Annotated in this window: 19 protein-coding genes and 2 riboswitches; of the genes, 8 read left to right on the forward strand and 11 right to left on the reverse strand. The window is 67.1% G+C overall.

Going from position 1 to position 23,590, the window contains the following annotated elements:
- Window positions 1-188 precede the first annotated feature (188 nt).
- Window positions 189-440 carry a hypothetical protein gene (locus tag KRX52_RS00940; protein ID WP_217679270.1) on the forward strand — a complete coding sequence of 84 codons (252 nt, stop codon included), beginning with the start codon at window positions 189-191 and terminating at the stop codon, window positions 438-440.
- On the opposite strand, the gene KRX52_RS00945 is transcribed toward KRX52_RS00940, so the two are convergent.
- The 5 genes from KRX52_RS00945 to recC form a co-directional block, all read right to left on the reverse strand.
- Window positions 424-1,215, reverse strand: a complete 792-nt coding sequence (locus KRX52_RS00945) for an SIR2 family NAD-dependent protein deacylase (protein WP_217679271.1) — start codon at window positions 1,213-1,215, stop codon at window positions 424-426. The genes KRX52_RS00940 and KRX52_RS00945 overlap by 17 nt on opposite strands.
- Window positions 1,216-1,281: 66 nt before the next feature.
- Window positions 1,282-1,728 (reverse strand): bacteriohemerythrin, encoded by a 447-nt coding sequence (locus KRX52_RS00950; RefSeq protein ID WP_254797301.1) that lies wholly within the window; start codon window positions 1,726-1,728, stop codon window positions 1,282-1,284.
- A 146-nt stretch (window positions 1,729-1,874) separates the two neighbouring features.
- Window positions 1,875-3,962, reverse strand: a complete 2,088-nt coding sequence (recD, locus tag KRX52_RS00955) for an exodeoxyribonuclease V subunit alpha (protein WP_217679272.1) — start codon at window positions 3,960-3,962, stop codon at window positions 1,875-1,877.
- Window positions 3,959-7,630, reverse strand: coding sequence for an exodeoxyribonuclease V subunit beta (recB, locus tag KRX52_RS00960; protein ID WP_217679273.1), 3,672 nt, complete (start codon window positions 7,628-7,630; stop codon window positions 3,959-3,961). Before recB ends, recD begins: the two co-directional genes overlap by 4 nt.
- Complete coding sequence (gene recC / locus KRX52_RS00965) at window positions 7,627-11,085, reverse strand: exodeoxyribonuclease V subunit gamma (protein ID WP_217679274.1); 3,459 nt, start codon at window positions 11,083-11,085, stop codon at window positions 7,627-7,629. Before recC ends, recB begins: the two co-directional genes overlap by 4 nt.
- Before the next feature lie 169 nt (window positions 11,086-11,254).
- Between recC and dgt the strand changes: the two genes are divergently transcribed.
- Entirely contained in the window at window positions 11,255-12,733 is a 1,479-nt protein-coding gene (gene dgt / locus KRX52_RS00970) for a dGTPase (protein WP_217679275.1), read from the forward strand.
- A gap of 77 nt (window positions 12,734-12,810) precedes the next feature.
- Entirely contained in the window at window positions 12,811-13,047 is a 237-nt protein-coding gene (locus KRX52_RS00975) for a DUF3565 domain-containing protein (RefSeq protein ID WP_217679276.1), read from the forward strand.
- Window positions 13,048-13,150: 103 nt separating this feature from the next.
- Here the strand turns inward: KRX52_RS00975 and KRX52_RS00980 are convergent, their stop codons facing one another.
- Window positions 13,151-13,867: a murein L,D-transpeptidase catalytic domain family protein gene (locus KRX52_RS00980; protein WP_217679277.1), complete on the reverse strand. Its 717-nt coding sequence runs from the start codon at window positions 13,865-13,867 to the stop codon at window positions 13,151-13,153.
- A 219-nt stretch (window positions 13,868-14,086) separates the two neighbouring features.
- Here KRX52_RS00980 and KRX52_RS00985 point away from each other — a divergent pair, with 219 nt between their 5' ends.
- From KRX52_RS00985 to KRX52_RS01000, 4 genes are all read left to right on the forward strand, one after another.
- On the forward strand, window positions 14,087-15,703 hold the full coding sequence (locus KRX52_RS00985) for a L,D-transpeptidase family protein (RefSeq protein ID WP_367890514.1): 1,617 nt from the start codon (window positions 14,087-14,089) through the stop codon (window positions 15,701-15,703).
- A gap of 113 nt (window positions 15,704-15,816) precedes the next feature.
- Window positions 15,817-16,821 (forward strand): adenosine deaminase, encoded by a 1,005-nt coding sequence (locus tag KRX52_RS00990; RefSeq protein WP_217679278.1) that lies wholly within the window; start codon window positions 15,817-15,819, stop codon window positions 16,819-16,821.
- Between the two features lie 69 nt (window positions 16,822-16,890).
- Window positions 16,891-17,457: a phosphoribosyltransferase family protein gene (locus tag KRX52_RS00995; RefSeq protein ID WP_217679279.1), complete on the forward strand. Its 567-nt coding sequence runs from the start codon at window positions 16,891-16,893 to the stop codon at window positions 17,455-17,457.
- Window positions 17,458-17,530: 73 nt separating this feature from the next.
- A riboswitch (glycine riboswitch) is annotated at window positions 17,531-17,641 on the forward strand.
- A gap of 2 nt (window positions 17,642-17,643) precedes the next feature.
- Window positions 17,644-17,743, forward strand: a riboswitch (glycine riboswitch).
- 23 nt (window positions 17,744-17,766) lie between these two features.
- Complete coding sequence (locus tag KRX52_RS01000; protein WP_217679280.1) at window positions 17,767-18,384, forward strand: trimeric intracellular cation channel family protein; 618 nt, start codon at window positions 17,767-17,769, stop codon at window positions 18,382-18,384.
- On the opposite strand, the gene KRX52_RS01005 is transcribed toward KRX52_RS01000, so the two are convergent.
- Window positions 18,385-19,050 carry a phosphoribosyltransferase gene (locus KRX52_RS01005; RefSeq protein WP_217679281.1) on the reverse strand — a complete coding sequence of 222 codons (666 nt, stop codon included), beginning with the start codon at window positions 19,048-19,050 and terminating at the stop codon, window positions 18,385-18,387.
- A gap of 259 nt (window positions 19,051-19,309) precedes the next feature.
- Between KRX52_RS01005 and KRX52_RS01010 the strand changes: the two genes are divergently transcribed.
- Window positions 19,310-19,798 carry a BCAM0308 family protein gene (locus tag KRX52_RS01010; protein ID WP_217679282.1) on the forward strand — a complete coding sequence of 163 codons (489 nt, stop codon included), beginning with the start codon at window positions 19,310-19,312 and terminating at the stop codon, window positions 19,796-19,798.
- Window positions 19,799-19,814: 16 nt separating this feature from the next.
- On the opposite strand, the gene KRX52_RS01015 is transcribed toward KRX52_RS01010, so the two are convergent.
- The 4 genes from KRX52_RS01015 to KRX52_RS01030 form a co-directional block, all read right to left on the reverse strand.
- Complete coding sequence (locus tag KRX52_RS01015; RefSeq protein WP_217679283.1) at window positions 19,815-20,336, reverse strand: C40 family peptidase; 522 nt, start codon at window positions 20,334-20,336, stop codon at window positions 19,815-19,817.
- Between the two features lie 111 nt (window positions 20,337-20,447).
- Window positions 20,448-21,038, reverse strand: a complete 591-nt coding sequence (locus KRX52_RS01020; protein ID WP_217679284.1) for a C40 family peptidase — start codon at window positions 21,036-21,038, stop codon at window positions 20,448-20,450.
- A gap of 326 nt (window positions 21,039-21,364) precedes the next feature.
- Complete coding sequence (locus tag KRX52_RS01025) at window positions 21,365-22,036, reverse strand: DNA-3-methyladenine glycosylase I (protein WP_217679285.1); 672 nt, start codon at window positions 22,034-22,036, stop codon at window positions 21,365-21,367.
- A gap of 96 nt (window positions 22,037-22,132) precedes the next feature.
- A complete protein-coding gene (locus KRX52_RS01030) occupies window positions 22,133-23,194 on the reverse strand; it encodes a 3-deoxy-7-phosphoheptulonate synthase (protein ID WP_217679286.1) in 1,062 nt (353 codons plus the stop codon).
- Between the last annotated feature and the right edge of the window lie 396 nt (window positions 23,195-23,590).

A 23,590-nucleotide genomic window follows, 5' to 3' on the forward strand; every position in this document is an offset into this window, starting at 1 on the left:
TCGGGGCCGCGCTGAAGCGCGTTCGGCTTGCGCCGTCGAGTCCAGGTCGCGGAGCCAAATTCCAGAAAACCCCAGCCTAGGCTGGGGTTTTTTATTGCCTGAAAATCCCCCCTGCCGAGCCTCGGGCCTGCGCCGCCGAAAATCTCGCCTATGGTTGTAGCTACCGACCGTCATCCGGAGGGGGGAACATGACCATTCGCACACTGAAGAAATCCCTGGGCCACACGGGCGAAGCACAGGACGAGTGGGAGCAGATCACCGATGGCAGCATCGTGGTCAGCTACAACACCGTCCGCGCCAACGCCGATGTCAGCTGGCGTCCCTTCGGCAAGGAGGACGACTGGCAGGATCTGCCCTACGTGTCCGCCGACCTGCCCGGCAGCGCCGAAAAGATTCTCGAGTTCGTGAACGACTACCTCGACCTCAACGAGGACGACTAACGTCATCCCGGCTGGCCCCGGCAAAGGCCCGGGCCAGCAACTCCGGCAGCACCATCCCTGCCGCGCCGACCAGGCAGTGCTCGCGTACCCCCTGGATCACTAGCGGCTGCGGATTGATGTGCACCACCCGCGCGCCGGCCTGCAGGGCCAGCTGCGGAATCTGCGCTGCGGGATAGACCACGCCCGAAGTGCCGACGGACAGCAGCAGATCGCAGGCCTCGGCGGCAGCGAAGGCCTGCTGCAGCGCCGGCTCCGGCAGCATCTCGCCGAACCACACCACCCCGGGACGCACCGGGCCGCCGCAGCGAGGGCAGCGCGGCGGCTCGATCCGCCGGCCCTCGGCCGGTTCCTGCGGATCGTCCGCCAGCCCGGCGAAGGGCCGCTGACAGTCGAAGCAGCGCGGCTGGTGCAGACTGCCGTGCAGGTGGATGACCTCGGTGCTGCCGGCCCGCTCGTGCAGGTCGTCGACGTTCTGGGTCACCAGGGTCAGCTGCGGCACGTGGCGGGCCAGCTCGGCGATGGCCAGATGCGCCGGATTGGGCTGCGCCTGCAGCACCTTCGTCCGCCGCCACTCGTACCAGCCCCAGACCAGCGCCGGATCGCGCCGGAACGCCTCCGCTGTGGCCAGCTCGCCCGGATCGAAGCGCTGCCACAAACCGCTCAGCGCGTCACGGAAGGTGGGAATGCCGCTTTCCGCCGAAACCCCGGCGCCGGTGAACACCACCAGGTGGCGAGCGCAGCGCAGGGCCTCGGCGACGATTTGCAGGTCGTTCATGAGGGCGAATCTCCTCGGCAATGGCCTTTGCGATCACCCGCACGACGAACGATCCGGCAACCGGGGTCAACCGAACAGGCGGGCGAAGAAACCCTTGGGGCGCGGCTTCAGCGTACCTGCCAGGGCGACCTTGACGGTTTCGGCGTAGTCGGCGTCATCGCGCTTGATGTGATTGATCAACCAGGCGCGCAGCGTGGTGAGCAAGTGGCGGGACACATCCTCGCCCAGGTCGAAGCGGTACTGGAAGTCCTCGATCTTGCGGTTGAACAGCTCGTGGACCTTCTTGTGTGCATGGTGGAAGGGGTAGCCGGCCTGCTCCTGCAGATCTTCCTCGAAGGCGAAGTGCGACATGGTGTACTCCACCAGCTGCTCCAGCACCTCGCCGACTTCCACGCGGTTCTGGTTGTCGATGGCCCGATGCAAGTCATTGATGTACTCGACGATGCGCAGGTGCTGGTTGTCGATGACCTCGATGCCGAGTTCCAGGTCGCTGGTCCATTTCATGTAGCTCATAGGGCCGTCCATGGTGCAGGTGGATTTCCGGCATTTTGACACTACGAGCCCCTCAAGACCGTAACCGGAGTCAAAAAGCCGGAAAACCGTCCACCCTTATACTGAAGGATTATGCCCCGCCCTCCCGGGGCGGAATCCCGGCGCCATCAGGGCTTCGCCAGCGCCTCCACCAGCCCGCTGCGCCGCTCCACCTGGCGGCGCACCGCCTCGTCGAACACCCCGCCGCGGCTCTCGATCAGGCTGAACCAGTGCCGCGCACGGGTGATGCCGGTATAGACCAGTTCCTTGGTCAGCACCGGGTTGAGGGTGTCGGGCAGGATCAGCGCGGTGTGGGCGAACTCCGAGCCCTGCGACTTGTGCACGGTCATGGCGAACACCGTCTCCACCGCGCTCAGCCGGCTGGGCAGGATGAAGCGCAACCCGCCCGAGCCGTCGTTGCGCGGGAACACCACGCGCAGCACCGTCGTTGGCACCTCGCCGGGGCGCTGGGCCGGCTCCGGCAGGCGCAGGGCGATGCCGATGTCGCCGTTCATCAGGCCCAGGCTGTAGTCGTTGCGGGTGACCAGCACCGGGCGGCCCTCGTACCAGCCCTGCTCGCCCTCCAGCAGGCCGCGCTTGTGCAGCGCGCTGGCGATGCGCGGGTTGAGCCCTTCCACGCCCCAGGGGCCCTTGCGCACGGCACAGAGCAACTGGAAGTCGTCGAAGGCCTTGAGTACCTGCGCCGCCCAGGTATCCCACTCCGCCGAGCCCGGCGGGCAATCCGCGGCCGGGCGCGACTCGCGCAGCACCTTCAGGTAATGGGCGTAGCCCTGCGGCTGGCCGGCTGCCGTGGTGGGCAGACCGTCGAGCAGCAGCCGTTCCAGCGCCGCATCCTGCTCGCCGCGCAGGCGCAGCACGTGCAGGTCGGCGCTGCCCTCGGCGAGGATCGCCCGCGCCAACCCAGCATCGCGGGCGTTCACCGCGCGGGCCAGACGGCCGATGCCGGAACCGCTGCCGAAGCGCCGCGAGTGGCGCAGCATCACCGTGCGCTGGGCCAGCGGCTGGCGCGCCGCATCGCCCTCCCTCAGAGCCGGGTCGGTCAGGTGCTCGTCGCCGATGTCCTCCAGCCAGGCGCGGGTCTCGGCGCTGTAGTAGCCGCCCTCGGCATCGCGGCACAGGTCGCCAAGCAGCGCGCCGGCCTCCACCGAGGCCAGCTGGTCCTTGTCGCCGAGCAGGATCAGCCGGGCGTGGCGCGGCAGGGCGGCGAGCAGGCAAGCCATCATTTCCAGGTCGATCATTGACGCCTCGTCGACCACCAGCACGTCCAGCGGCAGCGGGTTGCCGGCGTGGTGGCGGAAGTGGCGGCTGTCCGGCAGGCTGCCGAGCAGCCGGTGCAGGGTGGTGACCTCGCAGGGGATCGCCTGGCGCACGTCCTCCTCGACCGGCAGCGAGGCAACCTGGGCGCCGATCGACTCGGTCAGCCGCGCGGCTGCCTTGCCGGTAGGCGCGGCGAGACGGATGCGCAGCGGCTGGCCGGCGGCCAGCGCCGGCTCCTGCAGCAGCGCCAGGAGGCGCACCACCGTGGTGGTCTTGCCGGTGCCGGGGCCGCCCGTGATCAGGCTGAAGCTGCCGCGCGCGGCCAACGCGCAGGCGAGCTTCTGCCAGTCGGTCAGGCGCTCGCCGTCCAGCACCAGCGGCTCGGGGAACAGCCGGGCCAGGCGTGCGGACAGCTCCGCCGGCAGCGGCGGCGCGTCGCTCAGCCGCGCGCCGATGGCCGCGGCCACCGCGCGCTCGTAGTTCCAGTAGCGGCGCAGGTACAGGCGCGCGCCGTGCAGCACCAGCGGAGCCTCTTCCCCGGAACCATCGAGCACCACCAGGCGGCTGCCGCGCAAGGCCTCCAGCCACTGCGCCAGATCGACGCCGGCGAGGATCTCCGAGGGCAGCAGGGTGGCACGCGCAGCGTCCTCGCCTTCCGGCGGCAGCGACAGGGCGAAGTCCGGGCTGGCCAGGGTCGCCGCCAGATCCAGGCAGACGTGGCCGTGGCCGAGCTGGTGGCTGGCCAGCGCGCTGGCGAGCAGCGCCAACGGCGGGCTGGCCTCGTCCAGCTCAGCGAAGAAGCCGGCCAGCGCGCGGTCGAGGGCGCGCAGCCAGCCCTTGTCGACCCAGGCCTCCAGCAGCGCCAGCAGACTGGCTACATCGTGCAGTTCGGCGGCCGGCGCCGCCTCGCTCATCAGCAGGGACAGTTGTTCTCTCATGCCACGTCCTCCTCGACGTTACCCTTGAACAGCGCATCCAGCGCCTCGATCAGCTCCCGCGGCGGGCGGGCATGGTGGATGCCCTGCCCCTCCGCGCGGCTGCCGCGCAGGAACAGATAGAGCGCGCCGCCGATGTGCCGGTCGTAGTCGTAGTCCGGCAGGCGCAATTGCAGCTGGCGGTGCAGCGCCAGCAGGTAGAGCACGTACTGCAGGTCATAGCGGTGCCCGGTCACCGCCGCGTCCATGGCCTCTGCGGTGTAGGCCGTATCGTCGCCACCCAGCCAGTTGGACTTGTAGTCGACCACGTAGTAGCGGCCGTCGTGCTCGAACACCAGGTCGATGAAGCCCTTGAACATGCCGTTGAGGGTGTCGCGGCTCAACGCCGGGCGCGGCTGGCCGGGCAGCACGTGGCGCTGCACCAGGGCGTCGATGCGGCGCACGTCGACGTTGCGCGCCTCGAACCAGAACTCCAGCTCCGGCTGGTAGGTAGCCAGCTCGGCCAGCGCCGCCTGGGCGCCCTCGCCCAGCGCCAGCGGCGTGCTCAGCAGCTCCAGCAGCCAGTCGCCCAGGGTTGCGATCCACTCGGTCATGCCACGCAGCTGGCAGCGCCGGGCGATCTGGTCGCGCAACCGAGCGGGATCGGCGGCCAGGGCGGCGAAGCCTTCGCGGCCGGCCAGTTCCAGCAGGCCGTGGAGAAAGGTGCCGGGATTGGGGCCGCGCGGGAAGCGGTGCAGGCTCGGCACGTCACCGGCGCGCAACGGCACGAACACGTTCTCGCGTTCGTCGTCGCCGGCCTTCTGCGCGGCCGGGCTGTCCGGCGCGGCGTCGTCGAAGCGGCTCGGCGTGGCAGCCTCCTCCGTCTCGCCGGTACGCAGGGCGCTGTAGGAAGCGATCCACCAGTGCTCGGCAGCCTTGCGCGCCGGGGTGCGCCAGTGCGGCTCGGCCTCGGCGCTCAGTCGCTCCTCGAAGCGCTCATCGCTGGCTTCCGGCGCCGGCAGCACCACGCTCACCCCCTCTTCGTTCAGCGGTTCGAGCCACTGCGCCAGCGCTTCGCTGCCAGCCAGCGGTGTGCCGCCGCCGAGCAGGTAGCCCAGCGCCGAACGGTGCAGGCCGGAACTCTTGCCGCGGCCATCCTTGAGATCGGAGATGCCCAGCCAGCAGGCGTGCCGGGCGCGGGTCAGCGCCACGTAGAGCAGGCGCAGCTCCTCGCCGAGACGCTCGCGGTCGGCGCGCTCGATGGTTGCCTGGTCCGGATTGAGCACCAGCAGACGCCGCTCGCCGTCGTAGACCTGCAGCGGCTGGCCACCCTCCGCCGCGCGGAAACCGCAGATGAACGGCAGGAACACCAGCGGATACTCGAGGCCCTTGGACTTGTGGATGGTCACCACGCGCACTAGCGCGGCGTCGCTCTCCAGGCGCAGTACCTGCTCCTCGGCGGCCTGGATCTCGCCGGCCAGCAGCTCGGACAGGTAGCGGATCAGCGCCTGCTCGCCATCCAGTTCGGCGGCGGCCTGCTGCAGCAGCTCGGCCAGGTGCAAGAGATTGGTCAACGCGCGCTCGCCGTCGTCGCGCACCATCAGGCGCTGCGGCAGCTCGAAGTCGTGCAGCAGCCGATGCAGCATCGGCAGCACGCCCTGGCGCTGCCAGCGCTGGCGATAGCCACGGAACTGCATGACCCGCCGCTCCCAGTTGCGCTCGTCCTGGTTGAGCTGCTCCAGCTCCACCAGCTCCAGGCCCAGGCTGCGGGTGGCCAACGCGGCGCGCAGCGGGCGGTCGACGTCCGGCTCGGCGCAGGCGCGCAGCCACAGCAGCAGGTCGCGCGCTTCTTGGCTGGCGAACACCGAGTCCTTGTCCGACAGGTAGACGCTGCGCACCCCGCGCCGGGCCAGCTGGCTACGGATCGCCTCGGCCTCCCTGCCGTTGCGCACCAGCACGGCGATATCGCTGGGGCGCAGGGGCTTGAGTTCACCATTCTTGGCAAAGCCGGCCTGCCCCTGCTGGCCCAGATTGAGCAGGCGGGCGATCTCGCTGGCGGCGCGGGCGGCCATCTCCGCTTGGTAGGCAGTGCCGGACAGCGGCTCCGGGCTTTCCAGGTGCCAGAGGCTCAGTGCCGCCGGCTGCTCGCCCGCGACCTGCCAGGTTTCCTGGCGACCGCGGGCCTTGACCTCGAGGAACGGCAACGGATTGTCCGCCCCTTCGCGGAACAGGAAGGCGCCACGGCCGTCCGCACGCTGCTCGGCCAGCTGGAACACCCGGTTGACCGCATCGACCAGCGCCTGGCTGGAGCGGAAGTTGGTGTCCAGGTTGGCGTGACGCCCTCCGGTGGCCTGGCGGGCGTGCAGGTAGGTGTGGATGTCAGCACCGCGGAAGGCATAGATCGCCTGCTTGGGGTCGCCGATCAGGAACAGGCCGGTTTCCCGGTCGTTGGCCTCGATGCGGTAGATGGCGTCGAAGATGCGGTACTGCAGCGGGTCGGTGTCCTGGAATTCGTCGATCAGCGCCACCGGGAACTGGCCGCGGATCACTTCGGCCAGGCGCGCGCCGTTGTCACCCTGCAGCGCGTCGTCCAGGCGGGTGAGCATGTCGTCGAAGCCCATCTCGGCGCGGCGGCGCTTCTCCTGTTCGAAGCGCTGGCGCACCCAGGCGGCGGCGTGGCGCTGCGCCGGCTCGGCGGGGCCGGCCAGCGCCTGCAGGCGACCTTTCAGGCCGGCCATGGCGTCCAGTGCCGCGTGCTGCGGCGGCTCGCCCTTCTTCCAGGCCTCGGCCAGGCCGTCCGGGGTCAGGCGGGTGAAGCCGGTGCCGATATCCAGGGCGGCCTCGTCGCCGGCCGCCCACTCGCGCAGCTTGGCGAACCACGGCTGGTAGTAGCGCGCCTGGATCTTGCGCCCGTCCACCGCCTTGGCCGCCACGGCGGCATCCAGCAGCGCCTCCAGCTCGTCGGCCCAGGCCGCCCAGGGCGCCTTCAGCTCGGCCAGTTCGCGGGCCTGCTCGGCCAGCGCGCGTTCCAGCAGCGCGCCCAGCGCCTCGCTCGGCGCGGCACCCGGCTCCCCGAGTAGCGGGCGCAGCTTGTCCTTGAGCAGCTTGTCCGGGTGCTGCCAGTGATTCATCACCCAGGCCAGCGCCGCACCGTCCAGCGGGTAGCATTGCTGGCGCCAGTAGTCGCGCACCACCTCGGCCATCAGCTCGCCGTGGTCGGTTTCCAGGGTCTGGGTGAACAGGCTGCCGCTGTCGAAGGCGTGCTCGCGCAGCATGCGCTGGCACCAGCCGTGGATAGTGGAGACCGCCGCCTCGTCCATCCACTGCGCAGCGATATCCAGGCGGCGGGCGCAGGCCGGCCACTGCTCCGGCAGAAAATCGCCGCGCAGCTGGCGGAGCAGATCGTCGCCCGGCTCTTCGTCGCGGAACACTCTGGCCGCCTGTACCAGCCGGGCGCGGATGCGGTCGCGCAGCTCGCGGGTGGCGGCGTCGGTGAAGGTCACCACGAGGATTTCCGGCGGCAGCAGCTCGCGGGTGAAGCCGTCCTCGCCGCCGTGGCCGAGCACCAGGCGCAGGTACAGGGCGGAGATGGTGAAGGTCTTGCCGGTGCCGGCACTGGCCTCGATCAGCCGGCTGCCGTGCAGCGGGAAGCGCAGCGCCAGCGGGCGGTCGTGGTTCGGGGTCTGGCTCATGCGCTGGCCTCCTCCTTGAGTTCGCTGATGTCCGCCTTGAGCAGCGGCTGGTAGAGGTCGTGGCTCCACTGGTAGAACTCGCCGTCGGCGGTCAGCGCCGCGAAATCCGGGAACTGGCGGGCCAGGCTGGCGTTCTGCTCGACCTCGCCGGTGCGCTGGTAGCCGCCCTCGTAGGCCTTGCGCGCGGCCTCGGCCGCCTTGTCCCCGTCCTCGGCCCCCTCTCCTCCAGAGCTGAGCCAGGCGATGGCGGTCTGCAGCGCCATCGGCAGCGGCGCGTTCAGGCCGTCGCGCCAGCCTTCCAGCCAGCGCTGGAGGATCTGCTGCGCCTCGTCCTGGGCGACCGGCGTGAATTCGAGGCTGACGTCCTCGCCGACCAGCAGGGTGGTCAATTGCAGGCCGCAGGCTGCGGCGGCGACATGGGCCACCCAGGGCCGCAGCAGGCGGTGCCACTTCAGGCTCTTGTCCTTCTTCAGCTCGCCCGGCTGCAGCTCGATGCGCGCCAGCGCCTCGTCGCCGCGACTGCGCAGGCCACCGAGCCAGCCGTCCAGCTCGACGCCGGCATGGGCGAACTGCAATTGCCTGGGTGACTCCAGCCGGTGCGGCCACAGCGCGTACAGCGCCTGGTAGCGCTGCATCTGCGCCGGCAGCGGCGCCAGCACCTGCTCGCGCAGGCGCTCCCCGAAACCGGCCAACGGCAGCTGGCCGCTGCGCTGCAGGCGCAGGGCGGTGGCCTGCAGCGCCGGCTCGACCTGCTCGGCCCCCTCCTCCAACGCCAGGGTGGCGGCACCGAGCAGTTCCTGGCGCAGCTGATACAGCTGCAGGCCGTCGAGGCCGAAGGGTTCCTCGTCGAGCTGGGCCTGCGCCTCCTCGTCGAGGTGCACCTTGAGGCGCTGGGTGAAGAAGTGCTTGACCGGATCGCGCAGGAAATTCTGCAGGGTCTCCAGCGCCAGCGGGGCGTCGGCCTTGAACTCCGGCAGCGTCTGTTCGGCCGCGCCGGCCGCCGCGGCCTGCCGGTGCAGCTCGGCCCACTCGCGGGCGTAGCTGAACAGCTCGCTACCGCCGGCGAAATAGCGGCGGCTGAACGGCTGCAGCGGGTGCTCGGTGGTCAGCGCGTGCAACAGGTCGCCACCGCCGGCCAGGCTCCAGCCGCTGCCGAGATGGTCGCGCAGCTGGCCGACCAGCACCGAGGCCGGCCGCTCGCTGTTGTCGCGGATGCTGCGGCCCACCCAGCTCACATAGAGCTGCTCCCGGGCGGCGAGCAGCGCCTCCAGCAGCAGGTAGCGGTCGTCCTCGCGGCGCGAGCGGTCGCCGGGGCGGTAGTCGCCGGCCATCAGGTCGAAGTCCAGCGGGGTCACGCTGCGCGGGTAGTCGCCGTCGTTCATGCCGAGCAGGCAGACAATGCGGAACGGGATGGCGCGCATCGGCATCAGGGTGCAGAAGTTCACCGCGCCGGCGAGGAAGCGCTGGCTCAGGCGGCCCTGGTCCAGCGCGCCGAGCCAGGCCTCGCGCACCACGGTGAGCGGCAGTTCCTCGTCGAGATGGACGCCAGCACACAGCTCCAGCCAGCCATCCAGCGCCTCGCCCAGCTGGCCGAGCAGGGTCTCGTCGCGCTCGTTCTGCGCGACGAAGAAATCGGCGAGCAGCGCGCGCAAGGTGTCGCCCCACTGCTGCGGCGTGGCCGGCTGAGACAGACGCCGATGCAGGGTGTCGAGGGCATCCAGCAGCTTGACCAGCGGGCCGATCAGCGCGGCATCCAGCCCGCCGATCTCGTCAAAAGGCTCGATCTCGCCATAGGCGGCGCCGCTGCCCACCGCGTAGCCGAGCAGCATGCGGCGCAGGCCGAAGCGCCAGGTGTTCTGCTCCAGGCCGTCCGGCAGGCCCAGCGCGGCGCGGCGCTCGGCGTCCAGGCCCCAGCGGATGCCGGCGCCCTCGATCCAGCGGTGCAGGGTCGGCAGCTCGCTCTCGTCGATATTGAAGCGCGCGCGCAGCGCCGGCACGTCGAGCAGGTCGAGCACCTCGCTGACGGTCAGCCGGCCTTCCGGCAATTTCAGCAGGTGCTCGACGGCGATCAGCAGCGGCTCGCAGCCGCGCTGGCCCTGGTCGGCCAGGGTGAAGGGGATGTAGCGGGCGTCGTCCTGGGCGTACTGGCCGAACACCGCCTGGATGTGCGGGGCGTAGGCGTTGACGTCCGGCACCATGACGATGATCTCGCGCGGACGCAGGCTGGGGTCGGCGGAAAAGCGCGCCAGCAGCTGGTCGTGGAGGATCTCCACCTCGCGCTGCGCGCTGTGGGCGACATGGAAGCGCAGCGACTGGTCCTGCGCCGGATAGAACGGCGGCCAGTGCTCGCGGGTTTCCGCCAGCGGGCGCAGCTCGAGGATGTCGTCCTGCAACTGGCCGAGCAGGTGGGCGGTGTCGCCCTCGCCGAACAGGTCGATGCGCTGATTGATCGCGGCGAAGCGCTCGCGGTAGTGCTCGGGGTCGTCGTGCTGGTCGAGCAGGTTGATGTAGTCGCGGCCCTGCTTGCCCCAGGCGGCCAGCAGCGGATGGGCGTGCTGGTGCAGTTCGTCGGCGGACAGGCCCGGCAGCATGCCGCCCTTGCGCTGCTGGCGGCGGTACTGGTGGCGCAGCAGGTCCTGGTCGGGAACGATGTCGCCCCAGTGGTGGCGGCAGGGGTTATGCACGCAGAGCAGCACCTGGCTGAAGCGCGCCAAGGCGGCCAGCGCCTCGACCATCTGCGCCGGCAGCGAGGAGATACCGAACACGATCACCCGACGCGGCAGGCCGCGCGGCGCCTCTTCCACATTGCGCAAGTGCTCGACGAAGCGCGGGTGCACGCCGGCGCGACTCTCGCCCAGCTGCTCGCGGCCGACGTCGTCCAGCAGCGCGCGCCACAGCGCCGGCTGCCAGCGCACCGCCTCGTCCAGCGGCTTGGCGCCGTTGCGCGAAGTGCGCAGCTGATCCAGCCCGGCGGCCCAATCGGCCAGCCAGTCGGCGCGGTACACCTGGTACTGGTCGAACAGGTCGGCCAGGCGCTCGGCCAGCTGGTGGCGCTTGCGCAGATCATTGTCGTCGGCGAGGAAGCGGCGCAGCGGGGCGAACGTCTCGCCTCCCAGCAGTCCTGGCAGCAGGCGCATCAGCCGCCAAGTCAGCGGCGCCTTGTCCAGCGGCGACTCCAGCGGAATGCTGTCACTGCCCAGCACGGCGCGGTAGGTCTGCCAGAGGAAGCGCGCCGGCAGTTCGACCTGGATCGCCGCGGCGATGCCGCAGCTGTCCTGGGCGGCCAGCGCCAGCTTCAGCCACTGGGCGATGCCGTTGCTCTGCACCAGCACCACCTCGTTCTCCAGCGGCGCCAGCGGATGGCGCTGCATCCACGCCACCGCCAGCTCGCGCAGCTCCTCCAGGCGGTTGCCGTGCACCACCATCAGCCCCGGCGTCAGCTCGTTGCCCTGCATGTCTCGCTCCCTTCACCGACAGAGCGCACATTGTGCCACCGGGGTGCGACAAAGGGTGTCGCGGCGGAGCTCCAGCTCGACACAAGGCGTGTGAATATCATCGCAAATGGACACACCAACAGCATTTGGGTATTTTCCGGCATTCAGATCAACTAGGACGCTCCAAACAATGGATTACACACAAAAGCTAACCTGCCAAAGGTTCCGACAATCAACAGTAGAAGGGAGAGAATTCAACGAAGAAATGGAAAGTGATCGCGGCCGAGCCATAAACTCCGCAGCAATCCGACGATTACAACAGAAAACCCAAGTATTCCCCCTCGAAACAAACTCCGCAGTCAGAAGCCGACTCACGCACTCACTAGAAGTACAACAAACCGGAAGATACATAGCAAAATTAATACTAGCCAATCTTGGGGAAAGCAACGAACAAGAAAAACTAAATCTCCAAAACCTTAAAGACGGATTCATAAGCACCATTGAAATGGCGTGCTTGCTTCACGACATTGGAAATCCTCCCTTCGGACACTTCGGAGAGGAAGCCATATGTAGCTGGAGTCATGATTTTGTAAAGCCACTATTCGAAAAACTATTCAATGATCAACCACAATGCAACAACGATCTGGAAAAAATAATAAAAGACCTCTGCAACTTCGAGGGCAACGCGCAAGCGCTTAGAACTCTACATAGCCTACAAGCACTAAATCTGACCTACACACAGCTAGCATGCTTAATAAAATATACGCGCGCAGCATACGAAGAAAAGCCGCGAGAAGGAGACCCCTTCTATTACAGAAAGAAAAAACCCGGCTTCTATCTAACAGAAGAACCTTTGTTCGAAGAAATCAAACAAGCCCTCTCCATCGCTGACGGCTGCCGGTTCCCCCTAACATACATAATGGAAGCTGCAGACGACATATCATATTGCATTGCAGACATAGATGACGCTGTAGAAAAGGGCATATTATCAATAAAAAAACTGAACGAATCCCTAGAAAGCACATGGAAAACCCTAACTGAAAACAAACCCGAAGGGTTTGACAAGGAATACTTCCTAAGAATCACGGGAAGCGCATACCATGATTACAAATCCTCCGAGCACGACAAGGAACACAAGTACATACTAAAATTCAGAACAACACTTGTTAATGACCTTTCGAAATATGCAGCTCAACGCTACACCGACAACCACGAAAGCATCTTCAACGGAAATCTTGACGAGTCACTACTAGAAGGAAACGACAAATTTCATCTTGCAACTGAAACTCTTCGCACCATTGCAAGAAAATTCGTTTTCACCAACAAAGAAGTTGAAGACTTAGAGCTTAAGGGATACGCAGTTATAGCAGGACTTCTAAACATATACTCCCCACTATTAAAACTAAACCACAAGGACTTCCAATTCCTCATAACTGAAAACAGCATAAAAGGCAAGCCAATTGAAACACGCCTTTACCACAAACTATCCAGCAAGCACAAATCAGCCTATTTAAAGTCAATAAAAGAATTAAATGAGAAAGAGCTCGCAGAGCCAGCACTACACATGCTCGAGCTCTACCACAGAACCAGACTCATAACCGACTACATCAGCGGAATGACCGACAATTTCGCACTAGACGAATATAAGAATCTAAGCGCATCAATATAGCCAAAAACCGGCCTCTCACGCCCGAGAGGCCAAGTCAAAAATAAAAAAACAACACTAACGATTCATCCTGATTTTTTATGCATCAACCTATTACTGGCTTCCATCTTGACGACGAAAACCACTGGGTCGCCGAGCTTGCCTGCGGCCACAACCAGCATGTGCGCCACAACCCGCCGTGGGCCAGCCGGCCGTGGGCGGTCACCGCCGAGGGACGGGCGCGGATGCTGGGTTACGAATTGGAGTGCCGGAAATGCGCTGAGGGTGCGCCAGCGGATCGGCCCCAGGCGCCGGATGGGCCAGGTCGAACACCATGACCCGAGCGCTGCTTTGCTGGTGCGCGACCGGGCGGTCGCGCTGGTGGGTTACGCCGCTGCGCGGCTAACCCACCCTACGAAAGGCTTCGGGCTCAGCCCCCGATCAGCTATCCGAATCGCGCGCGGCGAGGATTGCCGCCACCCGCTGCGGCTTGCAGTTGAGGTAGGCGGAAGACTGCATCCACTTGCGGTCGGGATACCAGGAGAACATGAACTGCCCCCCCTTGAGATTGTCTATCACCATACGAGCCACTTCCGGACGCACCGCCGGGCAACCGTGGCTGCGGCCGATGCGGCCATGGCGCTTGACCCAGGCCGGATCGACGTAGTCGGCGGGGTGGATGACGATGGCGCGCTCGCGGGCACGGTCGTTGATGCCGGGCTCCAGGCCGTCCATGCGCAGCGAGTAGCCGTGCTGCCCGTGATAGGTTTCCGAGGTGCGGAACAGGCCGATGCTCGACTGGTGGCTGCCTTCGCGATTGGAGAAACTGGTGGCGAAGTTTTCGCCGGAGCCCTGCCCGTGGGCGACCAGCTCGCGCAGCAGCAGGGTCTTGCGCTTGAGATCGAAGACCCACAGGCGGCGCTCCGACGAGGGCAGCGAGAAGTCGATGACCGCCAGACGGTCGGCCGGCGCGGAGCCGTTGTTGACCGCGCACTGCATGGCCGCCAGGGCATGGCGCAGCACTTCGTGGTTCAGGGTCGGCGCGGCCTTGGCCAGGCTGTCGATCAACGACGGAGCACTGGGGGGGCTTGCCAGTAGTGGAGAAGAGAAAGCCGCAAGACTTGCAGCCAGCCAGAGCGAGCGAATCAGCCTGGTCATGGAGAAAGGTGTCCTCTGTTGTTGTACCGACAGAGCACGAGAAACTGCGGCGCCAGCCTCGCCAGCGCACCGCCCCACGCTCCGTCCGTCCGTTACATGACGCCCTGTCGTTGTTACTGTCGTCCTGCTTATGATCAACGGCGCACATCAGCATCTGGCTGCGCTACCGCACGTTATTAAGGCATTCTAGCAAGCAAATGATGGTCGGGAGTTGAGCGTTTGTCTAAAAAACACACAACCATGCTGGCGATGCTGCTGGCGAGCTGCCAGCTGGCAGTCGCCGGAGCAGTCGCTGGCGAGCCTGACAACGCGCTGCAAGCCGAATTGCAGCAGAGCCAGCTGAGCTGTGCCAGTCGCCCCGTGCCGCTCGCCGCCAGCGCGCGGGAAACACTGCTCGACTTCTACCGGCAACAGGGTTCCGAGCGTGCCTGGAACCGCGCCCGTCTCGCCAGCCTGCTGACGCAGCTGGAGCGCCTGGCCGACGACGGCCTGTCGCCGGAGACCTATCACCTGGCCGACCTGCGCAGGCTCGAGCGCCTCTCCGCCAGCGACGCCCAGCGCACTGCCTGCCGCGAAGTGCTGGCCAGCCATGCCTACTTGCAGGCGCTGCAGGACCTGAGCTGGGGCCGGCTCGATCCGGCGCAGGTGGAGCCGATCTGGCACTCCCAGCACACCCCGGCCCCCAGCAGGCCGAGCGGGGCTCCGGCTTTTGCGACCCGCGGACTGGACGACCTGGCCGCCACCTTCGAGCAGGCGCGCCCGCAGTTCAAGCCCTATCGCAACCTGCGCAACGCCTATGCCCGCCTCCGCCAGCAGCCGTTGCCCGCCTGGCCGCGGATCGCCGACGGCCCGCTGCTGCGCCCGGACAAGCGCGATCCCCGTGTGCCGCTGCTGGAGCAGCGCCTCAGCCGCGCAGGCTATCTGAGCAGAACGGCGCTCCGTCCGGCTGGCGCAGACAGCGACCTGTACGATCCGCTGCTGGTGGACGCCGTCGAAACCTTCCAACGCGACCATCAGCTGCAGCCCGACGGCGTCGTCGGCCCGGCGACCCTGACCGAACTGAACATCTCGGCCGCCGCCCGCCGGGACCAGGTGCGCGTCAACCTCGAACGCCTGCGCTGGCTGGCCCGGGAAATGGAGCCGAGCATGGTGCTGGTGGATCTCGCCGGCACCCGGGTGTCCTACTACCGCGACCGCCAGCTGCTGTGGCAGGCCCGCACCCAGGTGGGCCGGGCCGAGCGCCCCTCGCCTCTGCTGAAGTCGCGCATCACTCACCTGACCCTGAACCCGACCTGGACGGTGCCGCCGACCATCTTCCGCAAGGACAAGCTGCCGGAAATCCAGCGCAACATCGGCTATCTGGCGGAAAACCGCATGCGCGTGCTGGATAACGCCGGCAACGAGCTGAATCCACATGCCATCGACTGGCACAACCCCCACGGCATCCTGCTGCGCCAGGACGCCGGCCCGAAAAGCGCGCTGGGCGTGCTCGCCATCCGCTTCCCCAACCCGTTCTCGGTGTATCTGCACGACACCCCCAGCCAGCAGCTGTTCAACAAGCTGCCCCGGGTGTTCAGTTCGGGCTGCGTGCGGGTCGAGAATGTCCTGCAGCTGCTCGACCATCTGCTGGCCGACGCCAGCCCGGCCGAGCGCGAGCGCATCGCCGAGATCCATGCCAGCGGCAAGACCAAGAACGTCAACCTGCCCCACGCCGTGACCATCCTGCTGGCCTACTGGACGGCGGAGGCCGACGACGCGGGTCGACTGCAGTTCCGCCCGGACATCTACCAGCACGACGCGCCGATCCTGGCCGCGCTGGAAGCTGCCGAGCACTGACTGGCGGCTCTGGCGCGCGCCACGACAGGCGCCCGCCACCGCGCACTGCTCTACGCTGAAACCCAATACCCCGGGCCTGCGCAGCCTCGGGCTCACCGGAAACGGAGTTCATCATGGATCTCGAACAGTACCTGCGTGCCCTGCCCAAGGCGGAGTTGCACCTGCACATCGAAGGCACCCTGGAGCCGGAGCTGATGTTCGCGCTGGCCGCACGCAACGGCATCGCCTTGCCCTGGCACAGCGTCGAGGAAACCCGTGCCGCCTATGCATTCAGCGATCTGCAGAGCTTTCTCGACCTGTACTACGCCGGCGCTGCCGCGTTGATCCACGAGCAGGATTTCTTCGACCTGGCGATGGCCTACTTCGAGCGCGCCCACGCCGATGGCGTGGTGCATGCCGAGCTGTTCTTCGACCCGCAGACCCATACCGCGCGCGGGGTGGCCTTCGCCACCGTGCTCGACGGCCTGGAGCGCGCCTGCCGCGAGGCCCGCGAGCGCTATGGCCTCAGCTCGCGACTGATCCTCTGCTTCCTGCGCCACCTTAGCGAGGAGGACGGCTTCGCCACCCTCGAGCAGGCCCTGCCACACCTCGCGCGCATCCACGGCGTCGGCCTCGACTCCTCGGAGCAGGGTCACCCACCGAGCAAGTTCGCCCGCCTGTTTGCTCGCTGCCGCGAGCTGGGCCTGCATGTCGTCGCCCACGCCGGCGAGGAAGGCCCGCCGGCCTATATCGTCGAAGCCCTGGACCTGCTCAAGGTCGAGCGCATTGACCACGGCGTCCGTGCCGCCGAGGACCCGGCGCTGCTGGCGCGCCTGGCTCGCGAGCAGATCCCGCTCACCGTCTGCCCGCTGTCCAACGTCAAGCTGTGCGTATTCCCCGACCTGCGCCAGCACAACCTCAAGACCCTCCTCGCTGCGGGCCTCAAGGTGACGATCAACTCCGACGATCCGGCGTATTTCGGCGGCTATGTCCTGGAGAACTACCGGCAGACTGCGCTGGCACTGCAGCTGTCGCGCGACGAACTCAAGCGCATCGCGCGCAACAGCCTGGAGGCGGCCTTTGTCGACGCTGGCGAGCGCGCGCCCTGGCTGACGCGGCTGGAGGCCGTGGCGGACTGAGCGAGGCAGGCGCGCCGCTGCGGATCTACGCTGTAAGTCGTCATCCGGATAGACATCGAGAGGCCAACCATGAACAGCAAGCCCGCCGGCGAACGCTTCCGGCTGTATTCGGCGCAGCAGCTCGACGGGGTGATCGAGCAGATGGCGCGCCAGGCTGCGGCGCTGTTCGTCGGGCGCCGCGAGGTGGTGCTGGTGGGCATCCTGCGCCGCGGCGAACCGTTGGCGCAGCGCATGCAGAGTGCGCTGGTGGAGCATTGCGGCCTGCCGCGCTGGCCGCTATACCCGCTGCACCTCAAGCGCTATGCCGACGATCTCAGCCTGCTGCATGCGGAAACGGCGCTGACCGAGAACCCCGAGCTGGCCGCCCTGGACCTGTCGCGCACCAGCCTGCTGCTGGTCGATGACGTGCTCTACGAAGGGCACTCGCTGCTGCGGGCCAGCGCCTGGCTGGCCCAGCTGGGCGCGGTGGAGACGCGCACGGCGGTGCTGGTCGACCGTTGCGTGAGCCGCCAGCCGGTGCGCGCCGATATCACCGGGCTGCGCCTGCAGGTGGCCCCCACCGACATCATCGAGTGCAACGTGCCGCCCTATGAGCGCGAATTCTGCATCGAGGTGCTGCGCCGCGCCCTGAATTGACGCCGCTCAGGGACCCTGCGCACCACTTCCGACCATCGCCAGGCTGGCAAGCGCGGGACTCGCCCGTATAATGCGCCGGTTCGCAGGAGAGTGAGCGTTCGCCGCGGCCGCCAAGGCCATGCGGACGCTCCGCCGAAGGCGCAAACTCCCATAATCGCTCAGGCTCAAGAACTGTGGACGCCCATTTTCGCCACATCTGGAGAGCGGTTGCTACGGGCAACCCACCGAAGGGGCAAGCAGCCGACGGCTGCGTAAACTCTCAGGTACACAGGACAGAGGGAGAGGCGCTGCGGACCAAGGAGTCCTCTCTTGCTCATCTACATCTATCTCATCGCGATCACGGCCGAAGCCATGTCCGGTGCGCTGGCCGCCGGCCGGCGCAACATGGACATGTTCGGCGTCGCCCTGATCGCCTTCGTCACCGCTCTCGGCGGCGGCACGGTGCGCGACATCCTGCTCGGCCACTTTCCGGTGGGCTGGACCCAGCATCCGGCCTATATCTACCTGACCATCGGCGCCGGCCTGTTCACCATGCTGGTCGCCCGCTTCATGCATCACCTGCACAAGATCTTCCTGGTGCTCGACGCCATGGGCCTGATCGCCTTCACCGTGATCGGCTGCAACGTGGCGCTGGAGCTCAACTACTCGACCCCGGTGGTGATCATGGCCGGCATGATCACCGGCGTGTTCGGCGGCATCCTGCGCGACATTCTCTGCCAGCGCGTACCGGTGGTGCTGCGCCACGAACTGTATGCCAGCGTCTCCATGCTGGTGGCCATGCTCTACCTGCTGCTGCACAAGTTCGGCGTCAACCAGGACATCACCCTGCTCGCCTCCTTCGGTTTCGGCCTGGCCTTGCGCCTGGCGGCGATCCGCTGGTCGTGGTCGCTGCCGGTGTTTTCCTACTCGCCCGGCCGCTGGGAATAATCAGCGCGCCCAGGCCTGACGCAGCAACGCCTGCACCTCCTCGTCACTGGTCTGGCCGAAGTCGCTGTACCACTCGCCGATGGAGGACAGGGCGTCCGGCACCAGCGGGCAGACCACTTCGTCCACCAGCGGTCGGAGCATGGCGATGGCGTCGGTGGAGGCCACCGGCGCCACCAACACGATGCGCGCCGGGGCCTGCTGGCGCACCGCCAGCACCGCCGCGCGCATGGTCGAACCGGTCGCCAGGCCATCGTCGACCAGCAGCACCTGGCAACCCTGCAAGCCAGGGAGCGGGCGACTGCCCCGGTAGAGGTGGTCGCGCCGCTCAAGCTCGCGCGTCTGGCGCTCGGTCACCCTCTCGATAGTCGCGGCGTCGACACGACCGTAGCGCAGCGCCTCCTCGTTGAGCACCCGAACCCCGCCGCTGGCGATGGCCCCCATGGCGTACTCCTCGTGCCCGGGCATGCCGAGCTTGCGCACCAGCATCAGGTCGAGCGGCAGCGCCAACTCGCGGGCGATCTCCCACGCCACCGGCACCCCGCCGCGCGGCAGAGCCAAGACGATGGTGTCGGACTGGTTTCGATAGGCATCGAGCAGGCGGGCCAGGGCCTTGCCGGCCGCGACCCGATCGGGAATCGGCACCTCGATCTGCGCCTTGCGCATCATGCAAACCTCCTGCGGGCTGCAGGTCGGGCAGCCGGTTCCTGCAAGCCTATACCGGACAGCCGGGTCTGCAAGCCAGAAGCAGCCTGACGCCGAATCGCGATCAGAATCCCTCTGCAAACAGCGAATGCAACTAAGGGTGCGGGGACAGGCTTGACCATAATCAAACGGTCCCCCGGCGCGCTTTTCAAGACTGGAGTGGACATGTGGCCGACACGGACATCGTGGGGCCGGCAGACCAATCTTTCAGCGGGAGTCAGTCATGGACAAACATCAGCAGGGCCACAAAGACACGCTCCTCCAGCCTCAGCACCATGATCGAGACAAGGAGCACCAGCATCTGGCCGGCACCGCCCACTGCACCGGCTGCGGCGCCTATTTCCATGCCGGTCGCTGGTCTTGGCAGCGCGAGGCCGGCAGTCACCCCGAGGACATCACCTGCCCGGCCTGCCGGCGCATCGCCGAAAACGACGCGGCCGGCAACGTCATCCTGTCAGGCGGATTCGTGCAGGCTCACCGCGACGACCTCCTCCATCTGATCCGCAACACCGAGGAAAGCGAGAGCAAGGAACATCCCCTGGAGCGCCTGATCGGCATCAGCGAGGAAGACAACAAGGTCATGGTCGCCACCACCGGCACGCATCTGGCCAACCGCATCGGTCACGCCTTGGAGGCCGCCTACGATGGGGAAGTGAGCTACACCTACACCGAAAACGAAACCCACCTGGACGTCAACTGGCAGCGCGGCTGAGCAGCGCGTGATGGGCTCAGGGGTTGCGCGCCAGGCGCTCCCCGCCCAGCACGCGACGGGCATCGAGGTAGCGTTGTTGCCAGTAGCTGTTGTTGAGACTGTCGAGACGCACCGTGCCGCCGGCACTGGGGGCATGCACGAAGCGGTCTTCGCCGACGTAGATACCGGCATGACTGACCTGGCGGCCACCATTGGTGGCGAAGAACACCAGATCGCCCGACTGCAGCTGCTGACGCGCCACCTGGGGCGCGCGAAGCGCGCTCATCTCGCGGGTGGTACGCGGCAACTGCACCCCGGCGGCATCGCGGTACACGTAGCCGATCAGGCCACTGCAGTCGAAGCCGCTGTCAGGCGTGTTGCCGCCCCAGCGATAAGGGGTGCCAACCAGGCCGATGGCGCGAAACAACACATCCTCGGCAGGTCCGTAAGCGACCGGTGCCTGACGAACGGGTGTCTGGGAGGGAAGCGGAGCCTGCGAGGAGCAGCCCGCGAGGAGCGAGACGAGCAGGATACAGGCTAGGCGGAATGGCGCTGTCATGTGGCATATCCTTGCGGCAAACGCCTGCGACTGTGCCGCGCATGCGAGCGCGGCACCCTTGCATCGATCAGCCCCGGCACGCCCCGCAAGGGGTGTGGCCGGGTCTTGCGCTTATTCGTCGATAACGCGCTTGGCCATCAGATAACGGCTGTTCCAGTAGCTGCTGGCCAGCTTGTCCACCCGCACGCCACCGCTACGGGTGCTGGAGGAGTGGATGAACTCGCCATCACCAATATAGATGCCCGCGTGATTTACGCGACCACGACCGCTGGTGGCGAAGAAAATCAGGTCGCCGGGCTGCAGGTCATGACGGGCTACTTTCGGCGCCGGCATGTTGATCATCTCGCGGGTCGAGCGCGGCAGCTTGATGCCCGCCTCTTCGCGGAACAGGTAGCCGATGAAACCGCTGCAATCGAAGCCGGTCGCGCTCGAGCTGCCACCCGGACGGTAGCGCGTACCGATCAGGGAGAAGCCGCGTTCTAGGATGGCGTGCAGGCTGGGCAGCTCGTAGGGCTTGCCGTCGAGCAGCTGCTGCTCGACGCTGCTCTCTTCCGCCTTGGCGGCGGCTGCGGCGTCCAGTTCGAAGGACAGTTCCTGGTTCGGGCTGCTGTAGGACTGCTGCGGCTGCTGCGAAGTGCTGGCGCAAGCCGCGAGAAAAAGGGCCAGGGTAAGTGGCACGAGGGGTGCGAAGCGTTTGAGCATGGGCACGACCGTGTCGATGTAAGGGTGGCTGAAATTTGATGAGGCTCGACTATGCCGGCTATCAAGTCGATTTGCAAATTTTATCGGGCAGAGTGTGACTTTGTCCGCTAGCAGCTCCGTCTGCGCGACACCCTGCCACAGGCAAAGGGCCTGGAGAAAGCCTGAAACCAGCGAGATAGAGCGCTCGCAATCATCCAGCACGCGAGCCCCCCCAGCGAAGGCGCACAGCTTACGGGAAGCACATGACGGTATGTTTGCCGCTATCGGCGCGGCAAATTCGGCGCCTGGTGAGTGTGTGGAGGCGCGCAGGTAGCCGGCTCGCCGCCTCAGTGATTGACCGTACAGGCCAGCATCATCGACAGCTGGCACAGCGGCCGGCCACTCTGGGCCTGCCATTGGTTGAAGGCCGCCTGCACCGCCGCCAGGTCGCGCTGACTGGTCGGCGCCTTGTCGACGATGCCCTGCGCCTTGAGCGCAGCGACCACGTCGTCGGTGGGAATGAAGGTGTCCTTGCCGGCCATGCGCAGGAAGCGCGGCGCAGACAGGCCGCCGAGCTGGCAGCCGTGCTTGCTCAGGTAGCGCCACAGACCGGTGATGTCGCTCGCCGGCCAGTCGGCCAGCAGGGCGCCGAAGCTGCCATGCTCGCGCGCCACGTCGAGGACGAACTGGGCGTTGCGCGGCACGCTCTTCAGCTTGGCGAGGTGGCGGATCAGGCGCGCGTCCTGCATCAGCCGCTCGAGATGCTCGGCGCCCATCAGCACCACCTTGTGCGGATCCAAGCCGAAGAACACCTCCTCGAAGGCCGGCCACTTGCCGTCCACCACGCTGTGCTTGAGCCCGGCGCGGAAGATGCGCAGGCTGAGCAGCGACAGGTAGCGGTCGTCCGGGACGGCGCGCAGCTCGGCCGTCGACTTCGGCTGCGGCAGACGCGCTTCCAGCGCGGCGGGCGAGCCGAAGCGGCTCAGACAGTATTCGTGCAGCCAGGGGTAATCGCGCATTGCCGCTCCGCTCGCGTGGCAAAAGAAGCGGCAAGGTTGCCCGCAAGCGGCGCCGCCCCGCAAGCCCGGCACGGCTCGCGGGACGCCGCCGTCGCCTCAGCCGCGCAGCCGCTCGGCGGCGCGCAACAGGCTCTGCTCGGTGCCGGCCCAGCCCAGGCAGCCGTCGGTGATCGACACCCCGTAGCGCAGCGCGCCGGACAGCGGCTGGCAGCCGTCGAACAGATGGCTTTCCAGCATCACCCCCCGCAGGCTGGCATCGCCGGCCAGGCGCTGGTCGAGCACATCCTCCAGCACCTGCGGCTGGCGCAGCGGATCCTTGCCGCTGTTGGCGTGACTGCAATCGACCACGATCCGCGCCGGGATGCCCTGGCGCTCGAGCGCGACGCGGGCGGCGGCGACGCTGCCGGCGTCATGATTCGGTCCGCCGTGGCCGCCGCGCAGCACCAGATGGGTATCCGGGTTGCCGCGGGTTTCCAGCAGCGCCGGGTGGCCGAGGGCGTCGATGCCGAAGTGGCGGTGCGCGTGCGCCGCCGAGCGCATGGCGTCGCAGGCAATCCCCAGGCTGCCGTCCGTGCCGTTCTTGAAGCCCACCGGCAGGTCCAGGCCGCTGACCATCTCGCGGTGAATCTGCGACTCGCTGGTGCGCGCGCCGATCGCCGCCCAGCCGAGCAGATCGTCGAAATAGCCGGCCGCCAGCGGCTGCAGCAGTTCGCTGGCCAGCGGCAGGCCGAGCTCGAGGATGTCCAGCATCAACCGGCGCGACAGCGCCAGCCCCGCCGCCATGTCGCCGCTGCCGTCCAGATGCGGGTCGTAGACCAGTCCCTTCCAGCCGATCGTGGTGCGCGGCTTCTCGACGTAGGCACGCATCACCAGCAGCAGCCGGTCGTCGACCTGCGGCGCCAGCGCGGCCAGGCGTGCGGCGTAGTCGAGGGCCGACTCGGCATCGTGCAGCGAGCAGGGGCCGAGCACCACCAGCAGGCGCGGGTCCTGGCCGTCGAGTACGGCGCGGATGGCGGCCCGGTCGCGCTCGACGCGGGCGGCGAGCGTGTCGCTCAGCGGCAGGCGCTGGCGCAACAGGGCGGGGCTGGGCAGCGGCTGGGCGCTGCGGCGGGCCGGGGATTGGGGGGTGGCGAGTCGGGCGGAAGCGGAGACATTCATGATCTGGCGGTCCTTTGACCGGCGGCAATGCCGCGCGGCGCTAGCGAATTGTTCGGTCGAGAGGTAGCGAAGCGGCGGTGCAACGGCTAAATCGCCAGTCGTAGCGGCAGTAGCGGTAACAGGTGCGGTAGCTGTTCATCGGTGGATCCTCGTTGCGTCGGGCCTTGTCCGGCCGGAAAAACAAAACCCCCGGTTGGGTTGCCAACCGGGGGTTTGGGGGAACTGCTGGGTGGCGACCCTGTTACTCGGGCGCCTGTGGGGTATCAGGCGCTCAGGCAGCTAAACCAAAACCCATAAAAGGAATACGCGCCAGCGACGACCAGCGGCGCGCACGCCAGCGCGGCGCAAGCGGCACCGGTGCGGGCGAGGGGCTGATGGTCGAGGCTGAGCGGCATG

This window comes from Geopseudomonas aromaticivorans (assembly GCF_019097855.1).
Lineage (GTDB): Bacteria > Pseudomonadota > Gammaproteobacteria > Pseudomonadales > Pseudomonadaceae > Geopseudomonas > Geopseudomonas aromaticivorans.

Bases quoted from the DNA above. Each gene is read 5' to 3' on its own strand.
- KRX52_RS00940 (WP_217679270.1), top strand. From the start codon at position 189: ATGACCATTCGCACACTGAAGAAATCCCTGGGCCACACGGGCGAAGCA.
- KRX52_RS00945 (WP_217679271.1), bottom strand. From the start codon at position 1,215: ATGAACGACCTGCAAATCGTCGCCGAGGCCCTGCGCTGCGCTCGCCAC.
- KRX52_RS00950 (WP_254797301.1), bottom strand. From the start codon at position 1,728: ATGAGCTACATGAAATGGACCAGCGACCTGGAACTCGGCATCGAGGTC.
- recD (WP_217679272.1), bottom strand. From the start codon at position 3,962: ATGAGAGAACAACTGTCCCTGCTGATGAGCGAGGCGGCGCCGGCCGCC.
- recB (WP_217679273.1), bottom strand. From the start codon at position 7,630: ATGAGCCAGACCCCGAACCACGACCGCCCGCTGGCGCTGCGCTTCCCG.
- recC (WP_217679274.1), bottom strand. From the start codon at position 11,085: ATGCAGGGCAACGAGCTGACGCCGGGGCTGATGGTGGTGCACGGCAAC.
- dgt (WP_217679275.1), top strand. From the start codon at position 11,255: ATGGATTACACACAAAAGCTAACCTGCCAAAGGTTCCGACAATCAACA.
- KRX52_RS00975 (WP_217679276.1), top strand. From the start codon at position 12,811: ATGCATCAACCTATTACTGGCTTCCATCTTGACGACGAAAACCACTGG.
- KRX52_RS00980 (WP_217679277.1), bottom strand. From the start codon at position 13,867: ATGACCAGGCTGATTCGCTCGCTCTGGCTGGCTGCAAGTCTTGCGGCT.
- KRX52_RS00990 (WP_217679278.1), top strand. From the start codon at position 15,817: ATGGATCTCGAACAGTACCTGCGTGCCCTGCCCAAGGCGGAGTTGCAC.
- KRX52_RS00995 (WP_217679279.1), top strand. From the start codon at position 16,891: ATGAACAGCAAGCCCGCCGGCGAACGCTTCCGGCTGTATTCGGCGCAG.
- KRX52_RS01005 (WP_217679281.1), bottom strand. From the start codon at position 19,050: ATGATGCGCAAGGCGCAGATCGAGGTGCCGATTCCCGATCGGGTCGCG.
- KRX52_RS01010 (WP_217679282.1), top strand. From the start codon at position 19,310: ATGGACAAACATCAGCAGGGCCACAAAGACACGCTCCTCCAGCCTCAG.
- KRX52_RS01015 (WP_217679283.1), bottom strand. From the start codon at position 20,336: ATGACAGCGCCATTCCGCCTAGCCTGTATCCTGCTCGTCTCGCTCCTC.
- KRX52_RS01020 (WP_217679284.1), bottom strand. From the start codon at position 21,038: ATGCTCAAACGCTTCGCACCCCTCGTGCCACTTACCCTGGCCCTTTTT.
- KRX52_RS01025 (WP_217679285.1), bottom strand. From the start codon at position 22,036: ATGCGCGATTACCCCTGGCTGCACGAATACTGTCTGAGCCGCTTCGGC.
- KRX52_RS01030 (WP_217679286.1), bottom strand. From the start codon at position 23,194: ATGAATGTCTCCGCTTCCGCCCGACTCGCCACCCCCCAATCCCCGGCC.